This is a genomic window from Mesorhizobium sp. WSM4308 (assembly GCF_002294905.1).
GTDB lineage: Bacteria > Pseudomonadota > Alphaproteobacteria > Rhizobiales > Rhizobiaceae > Mesorhizobium.
Window position 1 is genome coordinate 197,051 of the sequence record NZ_NSFW01000013.1, and the last position, 15,864, is coordinate 212,914.

Annotated in this window: 14 protein-coding genes and 1 pseudogene; 7 read left to right on the forward strand and 8 right to left on the reverse strand. The window is 60.4% G+C overall.

All coding sequences use genetic code 11. From position 1 onward, the window contains the following. Positions 1 to 40: 40 nt before the first annotated feature. Both CK227_RS23830 and CK227_RS23835 read right to left on the reverse strand, forming a co-directional pair. The gene (locus tag CK227_RS23830; protein ID WP_095774466.1) at positions 41 to 2,203 is read right to left on the reverse strand and encodes an amylo-alpha-1,6-glucosidase; all 2,163 of its coding nucleotides are present in this window, start codon (positions 2,201 to 2,203) and stop codon (positions 41 to 43) included. 46 nt (positions 2,204 to 2,249) lie between these two features. Then, entirely contained in the window at positions 2,250 to 3,311 is a 1,062-nt protein-coding gene (locus CK227_RS23835; RefSeq protein ID WP_095774304.1) for a glycosyltransferase family 4 protein, read from the reverse strand. Between the two features lie 174 nt (positions 3,312 to 3,485). Here CK227_RS23835 and CK227_RS23840 point away from each other — a divergent pair, with 174 nt between their 5' ends. The 4 genes from CK227_RS23840 to CK227_RS23855 all read left to right on the forward strand — a co-directional run bounded on the left by CK227_RS23840 (position 3,486) and on the right by CK227_RS23855 (position 7,397). Then, positions 3,486 to 4,016: a hypothetical protein gene (locus CK227_RS23840; protein WP_245318208.1), complete on the forward strand. Its 531-nt coding sequence runs from the start codon at positions 3,486 to 3,488 to the stop codon at positions 4,014 to 4,016. A 262-nt stretch (positions 4,017 to 4,278) separates the two neighbouring features. After that, positions 4,279 to 5,061, forward strand: a complete 783-nt coding sequence (locus CK227_RS37365; RefSeq protein ID WP_245318207.1) for an acyltransferase — start codon at positions 4,279 to 4,281, stop codon at positions 5,059 to 5,061. Positions 5,062 to 5,253: 192 nt separating this feature from the next. After that, positions 5,254 to 6,345, forward strand: a complete 1,092-nt coding sequence (locus tag CK227_RS37370; protein ID WP_245318206.1) for an SGNH hydrolase domain-containing protein — start codon at positions 5,254 to 5,256, stop codon at positions 6,343 to 6,345. Between the two features lie 353 nt (positions 6,346 to 6,698). Beyond that, positions 6,699 to 7,397, forward strand: a complete 699-nt coding sequence (locus tag CK227_RS23855; protein ID WP_095774302.1) for a CBS domain-containing protein — start codon at positions 6,699 to 6,701, stop codon at positions 7,395 to 7,397. A gap of 302 nt (positions 7,398 to 7,699) precedes the next feature. Here CK227_RS23855 and CK227_RS23860 read toward each other — a convergent pair whose 3' ends face one another. The 3 genes and pseudogenes from CK227_RS23860 to CK227_RS23870 all read right to left on the reverse strand — a co-directional run bounded on the left by CK227_RS23860 (position 7,700) and on the right by CK227_RS23870 (position 11,503). Continuing rightward, entirely contained in the window at positions 7,700 to 7,969 is a 270-nt protein-coding gene (locus tag CK227_RS23860; RefSeq protein WP_095774464.1) for a DUF6455 family protein, read from the reverse strand. A gap of 114 nt (positions 7,970 to 8,083) precedes the next feature. Continuing rightward, complete coding sequence (mgtA, locus tag CK227_RS23865) at positions 8,084 to 10,702, reverse strand: magnesium-translocating P-type ATPase (RefSeq protein WP_245318205.1); 2,619 nt, start codon at positions 10,700 to 10,702, stop codon at positions 8,084 to 8,086. Continuing rightward, positions 10,702 to 11,503 (reverse strand): annotated as a pseudogene (locus CK227_RS23870) (universal stress protein). Before CK227_RS23870 ends, mgtA begins: the two are co-directional and overlap by 1 nt. A 186-nt stretch (positions 11,504 to 11,689) precedes the next feature. Between CK227_RS23870 and CK227_RS23875 the strand changes: the two are divergent. Together CK227_RS23875 and fixJ are read left to right on the forward strand one after the other, a co-directional pair. Further along, positions 11,690 to 13,243, forward strand: coding sequence for a PAS domain S-box protein (locus tag CK227_RS23875; RefSeq protein ID WP_095774299.1), 1,554 nt, complete (start codon positions 11,690 to 11,692; stop codon positions 13,241 to 13,243). After that, positions 13,233 to 13,847, forward strand: a complete 615-nt coding sequence (gene fixJ / locus CK227_RS23880; RefSeq protein ID WP_095774298.1) for a response regulator FixJ — start codon at positions 13,233 to 13,235, stop codon at positions 13,845 to 13,847. Before CK227_RS23875 ends, fixJ begins: the two co-directional genes overlap by 11 nt. Before the next feature lie 2 nt (positions 13,848 to 13,849). Here the strand turns inward: fixJ and CK227_RS23885 are convergent, their stop codons facing one another. From CK227_RS23885 to CK227_RS23895, 3 genes are all read right to left on the reverse strand, one after another. Further along, positions 13,850 to 14,119, reverse strand: a complete 270-nt coding sequence (locus tag CK227_RS23885) for a hypothetical protein (protein WP_245318204.1) — start codon at positions 14,117 to 14,119, stop codon at positions 13,850 to 13,852. Positions 14,120 to 14,214: 95 nt separating this feature from the next. Further along, positions 14,215 to 14,586, reverse strand: coding sequence for a cytochrome c (locus CK227_RS23890; protein WP_245433489.1), 372 nt, complete (start codon positions 14,584 to 14,586; stop codon positions 14,215 to 14,217). 6 nt (positions 14,587 to 14,592) lie between these two features. Beyond that, entirely contained in the window at positions 14,593 to 14,976 is a 384-nt protein-coding gene (locus tag CK227_RS23895; RefSeq protein ID WP_245318203.1) for a phasin family protein, read from the reverse strand. A 379-nt stretch (positions 14,977 to 15,355) separates the two neighbouring features. On the opposite strand from CK227_RS23895, the gene CK227_RS23900 reads away from it, so the two are divergent. Continuing rightward, the coding region (locus CK227_RS23900) for an aminotransferase class I/II-fold pyridoxal phosphate-dependent enzyme (protein ID WP_143750517.1) at positions 15,356 to 15,864 on the forward strand (509 nt) is incomplete at its 3' end.

Below are 15,864 nucleotides of genomic sequence, written 5' to 3' on the forward strand. Positions count from 1 at the left end.
TGGTGGTCCAACGCTCACGGTGCAGGATGGTTCCGATTTTTCAGCTCCTGACCACGAGTGGCACCAGCCCCTCATGCGGTTCGGCAAGGAAGGCGCCGACGCGATCTCCCACGCGCTGGAACGTCAGATCCACTGCCGCCTGCCCCACCGAAAGATGACGGATGACGAGGTTGTCGATGCCGATCGGCAGACGCGGCCGGGCCACATGGATTTCGCCTGTCCAGCCGTCGATCTGCAGGCCGAGGCACGATTGCATGAGCATGAAGGCCGAGCCGGCGGACCAGGCTTGCGGCAGGCAAGCCACCGGATAGGCGATCGGCGCTTCGCCGGCCGCGCGCGTGAAACCGCAAAACAGTTCGGGCAACCGCATGTTGAAATGGACGGCGGATTCGAAGGTGCCGCTCATCAGCCGCACGACGCTGTCGCGGCTGCCGTACCGCGCCAGTCCGGCAGCGCAGATCGCTGTATCGTGCGGCCAGATGGAGCCGTTGTGATAGGACATCGGATTGAAGAAGATCGCATCGTCCGCCAGCGTCCGCAGCCCCCAGCCGGAATGAAACGAGGCCGACAGCAGCTGGTCGGCGACCATGCGCGCGCGATCCGGGTCGGGAAGGCCGACATAGAGCAGGTGACCGGCATTGGACGTGCGCACCTTGCAAGGTTGACCATCGCCGTCCAGCGCGAGCGCATAGTAGCCGAGGTCTTCCATCCAGAAATGGCGCTCGACTGCTTGGCGAATGGCGTCGGCGCGTATTTCCCAGCTCTCGGCGCGTTCCGCCTCGCCACGCAGCCGTGCCAGCTTCGCCAACCCCTGGAACGCTGCGAAGACGTAGCCCTGCACCTCGACCAGCGCGATCGGCCCCTTCGGGATGCGGCCATCGGCGTGGAAGACGGAATCGAAACTGTCCTTCCATCCCTGGTTGGCAAGGCCGGATTCCGCGGCGCGCTGGTAGGTGAGGAATCCAGTCGAACGGCTCGCCGTTTCGATCCATTCGGCCGCGGCGCACAGTGAGGGCCACAGCGTATCAAGGAAGGCCGTGTCGCCCGTGCGGTCAGCATAGGCGCAGGCAAGATGGATATAGAGCGGCGTCGTGTCGACGCCGCCATAATAGCGGCCGAACGGCAACTCGCTCAGCGCCACCATCTCGCCCTTGCGGGTCTCGTGCATGATCTTGCCAGGTTCGGAATCGCTGAACGGAGAGGTTTCGGTCGCCTGGTGCTGAGCGAGAAACGCCAGGACGCCGCGCGCCAGGCCGGGATTGAGCCAAAGCATCTGCAAGGCGGAGATCACGCCATCCCGGCCGAAGGCTGTGGAGAACCAGGGAATGCCGGCATAGGGATAGGGCCCGGTCGCCAGTTCCGTGGTGAGCAGCGCGACATCGGCGCGCGCCCGCTCCATCCAGTCGTTGAAGACGCGGCCGGAACTGTGCAGCGTCGCGCCATGCCGGCGCTTGGCGCGCATGCCGAAGCGAGCGCGGGCGGCAGCCGCGCGAAACCGGCGGCTTTCGGGGCGATCGTCCGTCGCGTTGCCCACTTCCACATAAAGCGTCTGGCTGCTGCGCTTGGTGACGGCGATGACGAAATCGGCGCGCTCGGAAGTCAGTTGATCGGGCGTCTGTGAGAAGGAAATCGCCGATGTCCGCACGACCTTGTCCAGGCCTTCGTAGCGAAGCACGACCGCATTCCCTGTGATCTCGGCCGTATGGGCGGTTCCACGCTTCGAGCGGGTCGAACCGCGGACCTCGAACATGTCGCGGAAATCGGCGGCAAAACGCAGCGATAGCAGGATCGTCGAATGCTCGCGGCTGTAGTTGGACAGTGTTATGCGCTCATACAGCCTTTCCTCCCACAACAGCCGCACGCGCTCGATATGCATAGCGCCTTGCGGAATCTGGCGGCCAGAGGCGCTCTCGATCGGCAGATTGGTGAGGTTGGTGGTGAAGAGCACGTTGTCCTGGCTGAGCGACGCGCCCAGCAACGACGTCGACCGCCCGCCGACGGTGAGGCGAAATTCGGAGAGCACGCGCGTGTCGTCGCGGAAGAACCCATCGCCGACACCGCGTATGTCGCCATAGGCATCGGCTACGGCAAAGCAATCGCCATGCTTGAGGGCGAACAGCCGATGCGGCTCCCTCGGCGCGGTTTCGTCCAGGGAAGCCAGAGCTATGGCAGGATCAAGCTTGCGCTCGTCGAGTTGGGTGATGGTCAACAGGATTGTCCCGTGCTGGGTTTTTCGGACGGGTGAAGGCCTACGAAGCTCTGCTTTGCTCATGGCCGTTGCGCAGCCGGGAATAAGCCTCGACGTAGTCCCTGGCCATTCTGTCGGCTGAAAACCGCCTTTCGAACACCGCCCTTATGCGCCGCCTGTCGAGCTGCAGGAGAGCCGGCATCGTGGCGACCGCATCCTCGATGGTCTCGACGACGAAGCCGGTAACCCCATAGTCGACGATTTCGGGCATGGCGCCGCAACTCCAGGCCATGACCGGAGTTCCACAGGCCATGGCTTCGATCACGGCAAGGCCGAAGGGTTCGGGCCAATCGATCGGAAACAGCAGGGCGGCAGCATTGCCAAGAAACCTGCTCTTCTGGTCCTCGCCGATTTCGCCGACATATTCGACCCGGTCGCCATCGATCATCGGTTGCACGACTTCCTCGAAATAGGCGCGGTCGCCATCGCCGATCTTGGCCGCTAGCTTGAGTTTCAGCCCGGTGCGGCGGGCGATGTCGATCGCCCGGTCCGGCCGCTTGTCGCGCGACATCCTGCCGAGAAAGGCAAGATAGCCGCCACCCGAACCTGCCTCGAAATCGGGTTGGTAGAGATCGACGGGCAGGCCGTGATGGATCGTGGCAAGCCAGTTGGCGGACGCAAACCGCGCCCGCTGGCTGCGCGATATGGAAACCATCGGGAAGCGTGGGAACCGGTCATAGGCCTGCGCGAGATCCGCGTAATCCAGCCTGCCATGCGGCGTCGTCACCGTGCGCTGCGGCATGTCGCGGAAAAACGGGAAATGCAGGAAATGGCTGAGGTGGAAATGAATTACGTCAAAATCGTCGGCGCGTTTCCTCACCTCGTCGAGCATCGACAGATGCGCCGCGATCTCGGACTTCAGCGGGCGCGGATCGAGACGAAGCGCCCGCTCGCGGCATGGCACGAGTTTGGCGGAGGTCTTCGTGTCGCCGCTGGCGAACAGCGTCACGTCGTGGCCGAGGTCGACGAGGGCTTCGGTCAGGTAGGAGATGATGCGCTCGGTGCCGCCATAGAGCCTTGGCGGAACGGATTCGTACAGCGGCGCGACATGAGCGATCTTCATGGCCCGGCCTTCCCTCAATGCGCTGGTCATGGAACGAAATGCTTCAGCCGCAGGATCGTTCCGGCCCATTGGCGGGTGCGACGAAATGATCGAAGGACGTTTGATGTCCGATCAAGCCGCCCTATTTCCTTTTGGCCGCCGAATTTGCGCGCACGGCAGGCCAGGGAGGCTCCGGTGGAACCCAAGGATGTGCAGGAACCCAGGGACATTGCAGCCCGCCGCCTGAGGATGATCATCGAACAATATGTCGAGGCCAGAAAACGGAGTTATGACTTCGTGTCGACGGATCTGGCCGCCAGGGTGATCCGCAAGATCCTGAAACCCGCGGACCCAGCCCTCTCCGACCATAAGCTCGACGATATGGTCGCCGCCGTCGCCGTCAAGAACGGCCTTGCGGTCGTCTTCGATCGTGGCGTCAGAGCACCGACCGATGGCACCGTGGCCGACCTGAGCAGAAAGGAACCGACCATGCGAGCACCAAGGGAGACTCCCGATGTTGCCGGCGCGGTGGATGCCATTCTGGCCACCCAGACCGCCCCGATTTCCCAAAACACCCCGCTTTCCCAAATTACTCCGCTTTCAATGAGCGCAGTGATCTCGTTGCTGCGCGAACGAACCGGCACCAAGCGATCGGACGCGGATCTGGAAGGCCTGATCGCCAAGAAGGCTGCCGTCCTGGACGTGCATTTGTCGCGGAACGGCTGAACGGTCGGTCGCAACGCGCTGCGGAGGCCTGCGAGCGAGGCGAATGTCCTCCCTCGCGACATTCGGTTGCAGCCGAAAGCCACGGACCGGCCCCACAACGCCCTCGAACGAAACAAATCCTGTGTCCGGCCTTTCCCATGATCGGCACATCCTGTAATTGCCCGCAGGTTCAGGCTGCCGCGCTTCAACTGGAGGCTGGCTAGCCTTAACCGGAACGTTATCCGATCGGATTTCTTACCTGCAAGAACGTGTGTTTCGTCCAATGGCCGATAATTTTGGTTCGACGTCGGAACGCTCGTCGAAGGACTACCTGGCTTTCCTTGACGGGCTCCGGGCCATCGCGATCCTGTCAGTAGTGTTCTACCATCTGTATGGCGACCGCTTCCCCAATGGTTTTTTAGGGGTTGATGTTTTCTTCGTAATTTCTGGTTTCGTCGTCAGCTATACCGTGTCGAGGCGCTACCGCGGCCAGTCCGCTTTTCATTTTGTCTTGGAATTCTATGCGCGCCGATTCACAAGAATCATGCCGGCCCTGTTGCTGTGCTTATTGGTCAGTGCACTCGCCACCTTTCTGTTTGTTCCGGACGCATGGCTGAGCACATCAATCAGCAAAACCGCTTCTTCGGCCTTCGTCGGCCTGAGCAACATCTTCCTGGCCAAGGGAACCGACTATTTTTCACCCGTGACCGAGTTTAACCCATTCACCCACACTTGGTCTCTTGGGGTTGAGGAACAATTCTACGTCGTCTTCCCGCTGCTGTTCTTTCCTTGGGTCATGGGACCGCGCGGGAAGAGATTCTCGGCGCTTGTATACGGTGCGCTCGCCGTCGCGTCGGTGGCGATATGGCTTCATCTACTGGATGCGAATCCGCTTCAGGCCTTCTATATGCCCCATTCTCGCTTTTGGCAGTTGGCATGCGGCATATTGTGCTTTCAGCTTGTCAGCCGGATAGGGGAACGGACGGGCCTCGAAAGGCATTGCAATCTTGCAGCCACGACCGCGCTGATAGGACTCGTGGCGACGTTCGCGCTCGACTTTGGCTAGGGCTCCGAAGGGCTTGAGAACATCGCTGCGGTTGCCTGCACAACAGTCTTGATCGGATGCCTCTACTACCTGGGAAGCGACCGTGCGCCACACTTTGCGGTGTTGGAAATAAAGCCCGTCAGGTTCGTCGGATGGATCTCTTATTCTCTCTACCTGTGGCATTGGCCAGTCTTCGTGATCGCAAGATGGACGATGGGCACCGAAACCACCGCCACAAAATTGGCGGCGTTGCTGGTCGCCGTGGCGTTCAGCCTCGGCTCGTATTTCTGGATCGAAACACCGACGCCTCGAATGCGGCTTCTGAGAACCGCCCCCGACATAGCCGTTGTCGCCCTCTTTCTGGCTGTCATCGTTGCTGCATTTTTTAGCTTCAAACTGATGCGCGACAATCGATATGAAATCGCCTTGAGCACGGTCATGAGGAATCGAGGCGAATGGTATGCGACCGCACCAGACACCTCTCCCCAGTCACCTGGTTGCGCCGTCGTCACGGAAACTGTGGAAGAAGCGCTGTTCTTCACCAAAGGTGGGTGCCCGGCCGAAGGGCGTAGCGAGACCATGTTCGTGCTGGGCGACTCTCACGCGGGAGCCTACATTCCTCTCCTGAAGCGCTTCACGCTCGAAACCGGTATCCGAACAGTGGTGGTGTCGACCGCCGGTTGCCCGTTTGTCAGCTTGGATCTTCGCCACGACACTGAGCCGACGTGCGCTCATGCCACGGCTGCCGGTGCGGCCTACATAGCCAAGCTTGCCAAGCCTCGCGACCTGCTGTTCCTGCCCTCGCTCCGGCTGACTCGACTTAGCCTTCAATGGGCTTCTGGCCCCGACAGCAGCCCGCAGAGCAGCGAGCAGCAGAGGGAACAAGCCGTCAAGAACGCTATCGATCAACTTACCCCCCTCTCCAAGGCGGGACTGTCGATTGTTTTCGAAGGCCCAAAGCCAATCTTCAGGGCCCCGGCCTTTCGATGCAGTGATTGGTTCAATTCAATGAACCCGTCCTGTACCAACGGATTCGACATCGATCGAAAGCTGATAGAAAATCTTCGATCACCAATTTTGAAGGGCTACGCTGAGATATCAGCGGCTGTGCCGAATGTTCACGTCTGGGACCCTTTGCCTACGCTGTGCCCACAAGTTACATGTTCGGCATTCAGGAACGGACACCCGTTGTTCTTCGACGGCGATCATGTCACGGCCTATGCCAATTCGCTTCTGGTGGAGGACTTCGTGTCGAAGATCGAGTCCACAATCTCCAAAGACCAAGCAGCACGCTTTGGGATGTGAACCACGTGCCGGCCGGCTTTGATCGCAGCAATGCCACAAGCGCGGCCTGGTTGTGCGCCTTGGCTTTGGACGCGGAACCGTGACACGCGGGTTGTAACGATCGCCATTCCTCTGATCGAAATTTGCGGTGCATTTCTGGTCACTGCGACGGCCTACCACGGTGGACTGCTTGTCTACGAACTTGGCGTGAACGTCGCCAAGACCGCGATAGCTGGTCTACCGGTTCGCGCCCTGTCATTCACGGCTCCAGCCTTTGGACCATTTGCCTCCACCGACAAATGATTCAGATCAAGGCGCTTCGTGCATGTGAAAGCTAAAGAAGCCGGACGTTGGAGAAACTCCGGAGAGCGAACATGCAAGCCGAAGCCATAATGAGCAAGCCAGTCGTCGGCATAGACCCGTCAGCATCGATCGCCGAGGCCGCCGGGTTGATGCTCTCCAAAAAGCTCAGCGGCCTCCCCGTCATTCGCAACGACGGCAGGCTGGTGGGGATCGTCAGCGAGGGCGATTTCCTGCGACGCGGGGAACTGGGCACGGAGCGCAAGCGCTCGCGCTGGCTGGAATTTCTCGTCAGCCCAGGAAAGGCCGCCGACGAATATGTCCGCGCCAATGGTCGACGGGTTGAAGAGGTGATGTCGCAGGATGTCGTGACGGCATCCCCTGCGGCATCACTCGCGAAAGTCGTCGAGCTCATGACGCGTCACCATGTCAAACGCATTCCCGTCGTCGAAGCTGGGAAAGTCGTTGGCATCATCACCCGCTCTGATCTTCTGCGGGCATTGCTCGGCGTCCTTCCGGATGGAGGCGCTACGGTCATCGATGACGAACAGATTCGGCAGAACATCGCTACCGAGCTTGCGAGGCAGAAATGGGCTGGCAACGATTTGATCAACGTGATCGTGGACAAGGGCGTGGTGACACTGAGCGGCGCCATCTTCGACGAACGCGAGCGCCAGGCAGCGATAGTCGCCGCCGAAAACGTCGCCGGCGTCAATGCAGTCAAGGACAATCTCTTCTGCGCCGATCCCGTGTCGGTCGTCCTTGTTTCGTAGCGGAGCTGACATTGATCCGCAGCAAGGCACCATTGCCTCTCTGTGTTGCCAGTCCTCGCCCAAGGCTTCGCCGCGCCTAGGGCGCGACCATGGGTATCAATGATCGAAGGAGTAATAGGGCAAAGGCAACAAGCGCCGCGCCCGCAACTTTTTCTGCCAGTGTTTTGCCTCCGCAGAATCGCCGCCCCAGCAAAAGCCACACCCGGTGGAACGTAAACCTATCAACTGCAACACGTGGCTTGCGTTGACTCTCGTCAAAAACACGGACAGCACGACATCGTCCAGGCTGAGTATTCGAATGATTACCGTTGACCGGCCGCATGCCGCAACCGAGCGATCAGGTCGCTGTTGCGGCAATAGTCTGGCGGGTTATCGGCTTGCTGATGTTCGTCGAGCCAAACCGAGCATTCGTCCTGGTGCCCGCAGGATTGGCAGCGGTCCACCGCCCGGTTGGTGACGGCGGTATGGTCTGCCACGACCTTCAATTGTCTGTCGACGCCCAGCTTCCGCATCATGCGGTCCATCAAGGTGGTTCTGGCATCAATTGAAATCAGGTAATCGAGAAAGGTCATGGTGATCACTCCTGCCTAGTGGCCATCATTGGCATGTTGGCGGCAGGCGGCGTTGATCTCGATCAACAGGCGGCATTGTTGCCGATCCCTGAGCCCCCAACAGGGAGCATGGCGCTAAACCTTGGCCACAAGGCGATCGAGAAAGGACCGCTGACGGGCAAGCAACTTCTTGCGGGCCCGGCTCTCTTGTCCGAAAAACCAGCGCTTGGTCGCCTCCGAGGCGAGTAGATAGAGCGCGGTAATTGCGACAAGTCCGGCAAGTACGGGCAGAGGCAAGGGCACGAAGCCGAACCAGGCCGCAAACGGCAGATAGGGGATCATGATCGCGATAATCCCGACAGCCAATGTAAGCCAGGCAAGCAACGGGCTTGGACGGCTCGCCCAGAAAGCCCTGTGCGTGCGCACAATGAGCACGATGGCAAGCTCCGTCAGCAACGACTCGACAAACCAGGCGGTCTCGAATGCGGCCTCCGTGGCATGCGCGAAGAACAGAAGGAATGCGAAGGTCGCGAAGTCGAACAGCGAACTGACCAAGCCAAAGCTGATCATGAACCGCCGCACAAAACGGATATCCCAGTGGCGAGGTCTGTGCAGTTGGTCGGGATCGACGTTGTCACTTGCAATGGCGAGTGATGGAACGTCGGAAAGGAAATTGTTGAGCAGTATCTGCTTGGCCAGAAGCGGCAGGAAAGGCAGGAACAGCGAGGCGACAGCCATGCTGATCATGTTGCCGAAATTGGCGCTGGTGGTGATGGAAATGTACTTCATCGTGTTCGCGAAGGTCTTGCGGCCATCGTCGACGCCGCGCACCAGCACGCCGAGATCCTGCTTGAGAAGGATGATATCGGCCGCCTCGCGCGCGACATCGACGGCGCTATCGACCGAGATGCCTATGTCTGCCTCATGAAGGGCGGGCGCATCATTGATGCCGTCGCCCAGGTAACCAACGACACGGCCCCTGCTCCGCAAAGCCTGAACGATGCGCTCCTTCTGGTTGGGGTCGATCTCGACGAAGAGGTCGGTGTGCTGCACGCCTGCGAAGAGCGCGCTCTTCGTCAATTTCGAAAGCTCCTCGCCGGTCATGATCCTGTCGGCCCGCAAGCCGATGGCCTGGGCGAGATGCGCGGCAACGTAACGGTTGTCGCCAGAAATGACCTTTACCGCGATGCCGCGCTGGGCGAGTTCGGCAAGCGTCTCCTTGACGCCTCTCTTTGGCGGGTCGAGGAAAAGCAGGAAGCCCGCGAAGGCGAGATCGATCTCGTCTTTCCTGCTGAACGTTTTCTGGCGCTCAAACCGACGGATTGCCAAGCCCAGAACGCGGTAGCCGTCCGCGCTCCAGCGTCGGAATTTTTCCTCGATTGCCGCCCGGTCCATTTCATTGAGAGGTTCCAGCCCCTTGGCTGTTCGGACGAAGCTGCAGGTTTCGAGGACATTTTGTACGGCACCTTTGGTAATCAGAAGATCCTGGGCGTCCTTGTTCCGCACCACGACCGATAGTCGCTTGCGAATGAAATCGTAGGGGATTTCGTCGACTTTCGTGAAGGCCGCCAATGATGCGCCCTCGCCTGGCGCACCGGCGATTGCTTCGTCCAGTGGATTCTTCAGTCCGGTCTGCAGGGTCGCGTTGAGACGTCCCCAGAGCAGGATATCGGTTGATGGATTGCCGTCGACATCGAGCCATCCATCCAGATGGATAACGCCTTCAGTCAGCGTCCCCGTTTTGTCGGTGCACAACAAATCCATGCTGCCCAGGTTCTCGATGGCATCGAGACGGCGCACGATGACGCCATTGACTGCCATCGCGCGAGCCCCTCGAGCCAGCGTCACGCTGATGATGGCCGGGAGAAGTTCGGGCGTAAGACCAACCGCCAGTGCCAGCGAAAACAGCAGCGATTCAATGAGCGGCCGATGCAGCATCAGGTTGGCGAAGAACACCAGAATGACAATCGCCAGCATGATCTCAGTCATCAGATAGCCGAACAGCCTGATGCCCCGGGCAAACCCTGTTTCGGGGATTTGTCGCTCCAGGGCCGCGGCGATCGACGCAAATTCCGTGCGGGGGCCGGTTGCTGCTGCAAGCACGGTTGCGGTGCCGCTACGGACGGATGTTCCCGTAAAGACCGCGTTGGTGCGCAGCGTGAGCGCGGCATCCGGCGCCGAGCGTCCCGGTGTCTTCACGGCGGGAAAGGTCTCGCCGGTCAGCACGGCCTCGCTGACATTGAAATCGCGCGCTTCCAGAATGATACCGTCGACTGGGATGAGGTTTCCGGCCGAAAGCCGGATCACGTCGCCCGGCACGATGTCGTCGGCGGCGACCGAGCACTCGGCGCCGTCGCGCAACACAATAGCCTTGCGCGAAATACGCCGTTTCAGTGCTTCGGTCGCCCGCGACGCACCGTACTCTTGGGTGAAGCTCAGGACGCAGCTTGCCAGCACGATCGCGCCGATGATCGCAGCCTCCTGGCCATCCCCGACGAAGGCCGATACGCAGGCCGCGAAAATGAGGATTAGGACCAGCGGGCTGCGGAACTGGCGGGCAAACACTGCCATGGCCGACGCGCTTGACGTCGACGCGGGTGTGTTTCGGCCGAATTTTGCGAGCCTCGATGCCGCCTCGGACGAAGCAAGCCCCGAGACTGAGGTCTCAAGGCGTAGCAGGAGGTCATTGGTCTCGATCGACCAATAGGCACCGTCCTCTGGTGAGACGGATTGCTGGTCAGCCTCGCCTATCATCAATACGACATGAAGCGGTTGATGCCGCTCTCTTCGATCAGCGTGCGGGTAACGCCGCCGAACGCCCATTCCCGCAAGCGACTATGGCCATAGGCGCCCGAGACGATGAGGTCCGTATGGATCGAGCGTGCGAATGTCAGCAACCGGTCGCCATCAGCCTCACCGGCGATCAGCTCGGTTCGCGCCTTGATGCCATGGTGCTCGAGAAAGACCGCGACATCGGCGAGGCTGTCGCGAATGCTTTCGTCGCGGTCGGTGTCAATCGTGGCAATCACGACTTCGCTGGCTTTGGCCAGGAAAGGCAACGCATCAGCCATCGCCCGCCGCGCCTCCCTGGTGTCCTTCCACGCGACAAGAACGGTTTTTGCAAGGACGTGCTCGACGTTGGTTGCGGCGACCAGGACCGGACGCCCGGTGCCCAGTGTCAGGCTGCCGACATCCACGGCGCGAAACACATTGTCTCCTGCCTGGCCGGTAACGACGAGGTCGGCCGCTCTGGCGGAAACACAGAGGAACCGGGTCGGGCTGCAAACAGCTTGCCCCCATTCGCTGAAGATCGAAGCCGGAACCAGCCTCGGCTCGCAGTTCTGCAAGCCGCTTTTCGATTTCCGTCCGTTGGATCTGCATGATCTCGCCTTCGTAGACCATGCCCTGGCCAGTCGCGACCAGGGGCGGAACATCCGCTGCCGCCAGACCGATGAGACGGGCTCCAAACCGTTCCGCCAGTTCGACCCCAACGTTTACGATCGGTGCGGGAGGTGCATCCACCGCAAGGTTTACGATGATCGACTTGTAGCACATTGCCGGCCTCTTTTCTGAAACGCAGGAATGCGCGATGAATTGCATTCGCGGGCGCCCGGCACCTTGATGCGCATCAAATGGCCCGACGCTGGCATTCCACGCGGAAGCCCCGATCCGTTTTGCGTGTGTGGCGAGAAGTGATAACTACGCCTTCGGCAAGTCTTTCGAATCCAGGGGCGTCAGCAGGTGAGCCAAGACGAAGCGCTTATTTTGTCGGCCGACGGGACGATGCTGAAATCCGTCTTGTCGCAGATGTTCGAGCAGGCCCCGGGCTTCATGGCGCTGCTGCAAGGACCAGACCATGTCTTCGAACTGACCAATGCGGCCTACCAAAGGCTTATCGGAGACCGGCAAGTCATTGGAAAGTCCATCCGCGATGCCTTTCCGGAACTCGAGGGACACGAATTTTTCGAACATCTGGATCAGGTGCACAAGACCGGCGTGCCCTACAGGGGACAAGGTGTGAAGGTCGGCCTCCGCAACCATGAAGACGGGCCGATCGAAGAGCGCATCCTTGATTTCGTCTATCAGCCGATCAAGGGCGATGACGGGCGGATCACCGCGATCTTCATTGAAGGCACGGATGTCAGCGAACTCTCCTTTGCCAACGCCGCCCTTCGGTTGCGTGAGGATCATTTGCGTTCGATCCTGGCCACTGTGCCCGACGCCATGGTCGTCATCGACGAACAGGGGCGGATCCAGTCCTTCAGCACCGCTGCCGAAACGCTGTTCGGCTACCAGTCAAGCGAGGTCATCGGGCAAAACGTCAATCTGCTGATGCCCTCGCCCTATCGCGACGAGCATGATGCCTATCTGCTTCGCTATTTGACGACAGGAGAGCGTCGGATCATCGGGCTTGGCCGCACCGTTACCGGGGCACGCAAGGACGGCACGACTTTCCCGATGGAGCTTTCCGTCGGCGAGATGCACCCGGGAACCGGACGCTTCTTCACGGGCTTCTGCCGCGACCTGACCGAACGCCACCGGGCGGAAGCGAGAATCCAGGAGCAGCAGCAGGAGCTTCTCCATATGGCGCGGTTTACCGCTCTCGGCGAAATGGCTTCGACCTTGGCCCATGAGATCAACCAGCCGCTTACGGCGATCACGAACTATTTGAAAGGCAGCCGGCGACTTCTCGAGAACAGCAAGGAAGAAAATGCGCCAATGCTGCGGGATGCCGTGGATAAAGCCGCCGAACAGGCCCTGAGGGCGGGAAACGTCATCAGGCATCTGAGGGATTTCGTTGCAAGAGGCGAAAGCGAGCGCCAGGTCGAACGACTGCCGACGCTGATCGAGGAAGCTTCGTCCCTGGCACTGGTCGGAGCACGGGAGATAAACGTCCTCGTCAGCTACAAGCTCGACCGTGCCGCCGAACTGGTGTTGACCGATCGCATCCAGATCCAGCAGGTTCTGCTCAACCTGATGCGCAATGCCGTAGAGGCAATGCAAGGCTCGCCGCGCCGCGAATTGAAGGTCACAACTGTCGCCCGCGATGATGGAATGGCCGAAGTGAGCGTGATCGATACTGGCCCAGGCCTTGCCCCGGAGGTCTCGGCGCAACTCTTCCAGCCCTTTGTGACCACCAAGAAGCACGGCATGGGCGTCGGGCTTTCGATTTGCCGCACCATCGTTGAATCGCATGGCGGTCACATATGGGCCGAGGCAATGCCGACCGGCGGGACGGCTTTCCGGTTCACCTTGCGCATCGTGGAGAAGGAAGAGGTCTCAAATGGCCGATAGTGATCTGGTGCATGTGGTCGACGACGATGTGGATGTTCGCAAGTCGCTCGGTTTTCTTCTGGCGACAGCGGATTTTGCGGTGCGCTTGTACGAATCGGCCACCGCTTTTCTGTCAACGGCAACGGGCAGGCTCGAGGGCTGCATCGTCACCGACGTACGCATGCCGGGTATAGACGGTATCGAGTTCCTGCGGCAGCTCAGAGCCGGCGGCCATACGATTCCGGTTATTGTCATGACAGGCCATGCCGATGTGGCGCTCGCCGTCCAGGCGATGAAGGAGGGAGCCGCCGACTTCATCGAGAAGCCGTTCGATGACGAGATGCTGATCGAATCGATCCGTTCCGCATTGGCCAACCGCAACCAGGCGCATGCGGCGCATCCCAGGTCGGCGGATATCCGCGATCGCCTGTCCACCTTGTCGGAGCGCGAGCGCCAGGTGCTGGATGGGCTGGTGTCCGGCCTGCCGAACAAGACGATCGCATATGATCTGGGCATCAGCCCGCGCACCGTCGAAATCCACCGGGCCAATGTCATGAGCAAGATGGCGGCAGGCAGCCTGTCACACCTCGTGCGCATGGCACTTATCGTGGAGACCAAATCCTAGACTTATCGGCCAGGCTGAAGTCCGTCTTCCTCGTTGAGCGTTTTCTCCATCGCCCAGTCGCGCCAATGGGTCGGTCGGATATCGACACGCGCGCCGGTGGTCACGTTCTTCCAACCCTCCCCCACCCTTTGGCAGGGAAATACAAGCGCGTGCGCGCCGTCCTCGTCAAGGACGGCAAGTTCGAGATCGCGACCAAACGGAGCGTTTAGGATTGGCTTCCACATCGTATCAAGATGTCCGTAAACGATGGGCCGCGCTTTGATCTGCATCATTTTCTGGAATCGCCCCGATCGCCGTCGGAATGAGGTCGTTCTTGCCGCTCCTGATCGGATCCACCCCAGCTCTGCCTACTCTGCTGGTGTCTCGATCACGGTTGCTGCAGGCTGCTGATATAGGCGATGATCGCCTCGATCTGGTCAGGGCTCGCAACCCACTCGGGCATGTCCGGATGTCCCGTCGAGATGCCTTCCGCGAGAGCTTCCTCGAGATCCGCGATAGGATAGCGCTTCGACAAGGTGCGAAAGGCGGGCGCATCCGGATGGCTGCTCTTGTCGGTTCTGCCAACCGCGTGGCATCCGGCGCAATTGAACTCAACCAATGCCTTGCCGCGTTCGACCGTGCTATTTGCCAAGGCTGGCGGTGCGCAGCCAAGCCAAACCGCCACCAACACGGAAATCCACGCGCAATATCTGCGGCTGCTATTGTCCATACGGGTGTTCATGGCTGCCAGCCTCCGCATTTCCGCTCAAGCGACTGTCCTCGCCGCTATGTCTTCAATCGCGGTTCTGGCTTCCTTGCGCACCAGCCCGGCCGATTCCGATGCAAGCTTGGACGTCAGTGTCGCAACCTTGCCGGCTTCGGTGACATAGTCCGAGGCTGCATTCTGCAGGAAGGTGGAGACGACCTCGAAGGCATCATTGAATTCAGGACCACCGATGAGATCGTCCGCCAGCTTGATATCCTGCTCGCAACGATGCCTCAGAAAGGCAAGCGTTTCGATCTGATAACGCATCATCGCCTTGAAGGCGTGCGCCTGGAGTGACACGGCGGCAAGAACCGCCTTCTGGCCATTTTCCGCCATTGGCAGCAGCTGCGTGCCGGATCGCGGCGGTCCTGGATAGCTGTGCATGATCGGCTGCTCCGTTGCGAGATGCCGCAACGCTAATGCCATTCGCCTCGGGGTCGTTGATCAGGATCAAGCCCTTTGACCTTTGCCGGGTGGGCAGCCCTTCAGATTGGTCGACAGATTTACGGCTGATCTGATCATTGCGGGCGGTTACGGCCACAGCCGTGTCCGTGAAATGGCCTTTGGCGGCGTGACGCATTCTGTGCTGCGCAGCGGATCGCTGCATCGATTCATATCGAACTGAGCAAAAACACCTTCGCCCCTGAAGTTGACCTGAATCAAGGTCGCCCCTTCCCGCAAGGGGTTACGTCTAGCCCCGCCAAATGAGCGAGGAACCGGTGCGGCGACACCTGCGATCGTTCCACAGAAAAGGAGTTCGGACATGAACTACCAGCGGTTCTTCGAAGAAGCGATCGGCCAGCTCCACGCGGAGCGGCGCTATCGTGTCTTCGCCGACCTCGAGCGCATCGCGGGCAAGTTTCCGCGTGCCATCTGGCGCTCCAATGGCCGCGCCGAGGAAATCACCGTCTGGTGCTCCAACGATTATCTCGGCATGGGCCAGCACCCCGACGTCGTCGCCGCGTTCCAGGACGCGGCCGGCAAGATGGGCTCGGGCGCCGGCGGCACCCGCAACATTTCCGGCACGTCCAACCCGCTGGTCGAGCTCGAGCATGAGCTTGCCGACCTGCACGGCAAGGACGCGGCCCTGGTCTTCACCTCCGGCTTCGTCTCCAACGAAGCCTCGATCTCGACCATCGCCCGGTTGTTGCCCAACTGCCTGATCATCTCGGACGAGCTGAACCACGCCTCGATGATCGAAGGTGTTAGGCGCTCCGGCGCCGAGAAGAAGATCTTCCGGCACAATGACGTCGCGCATCTGGAAAGCCTGCT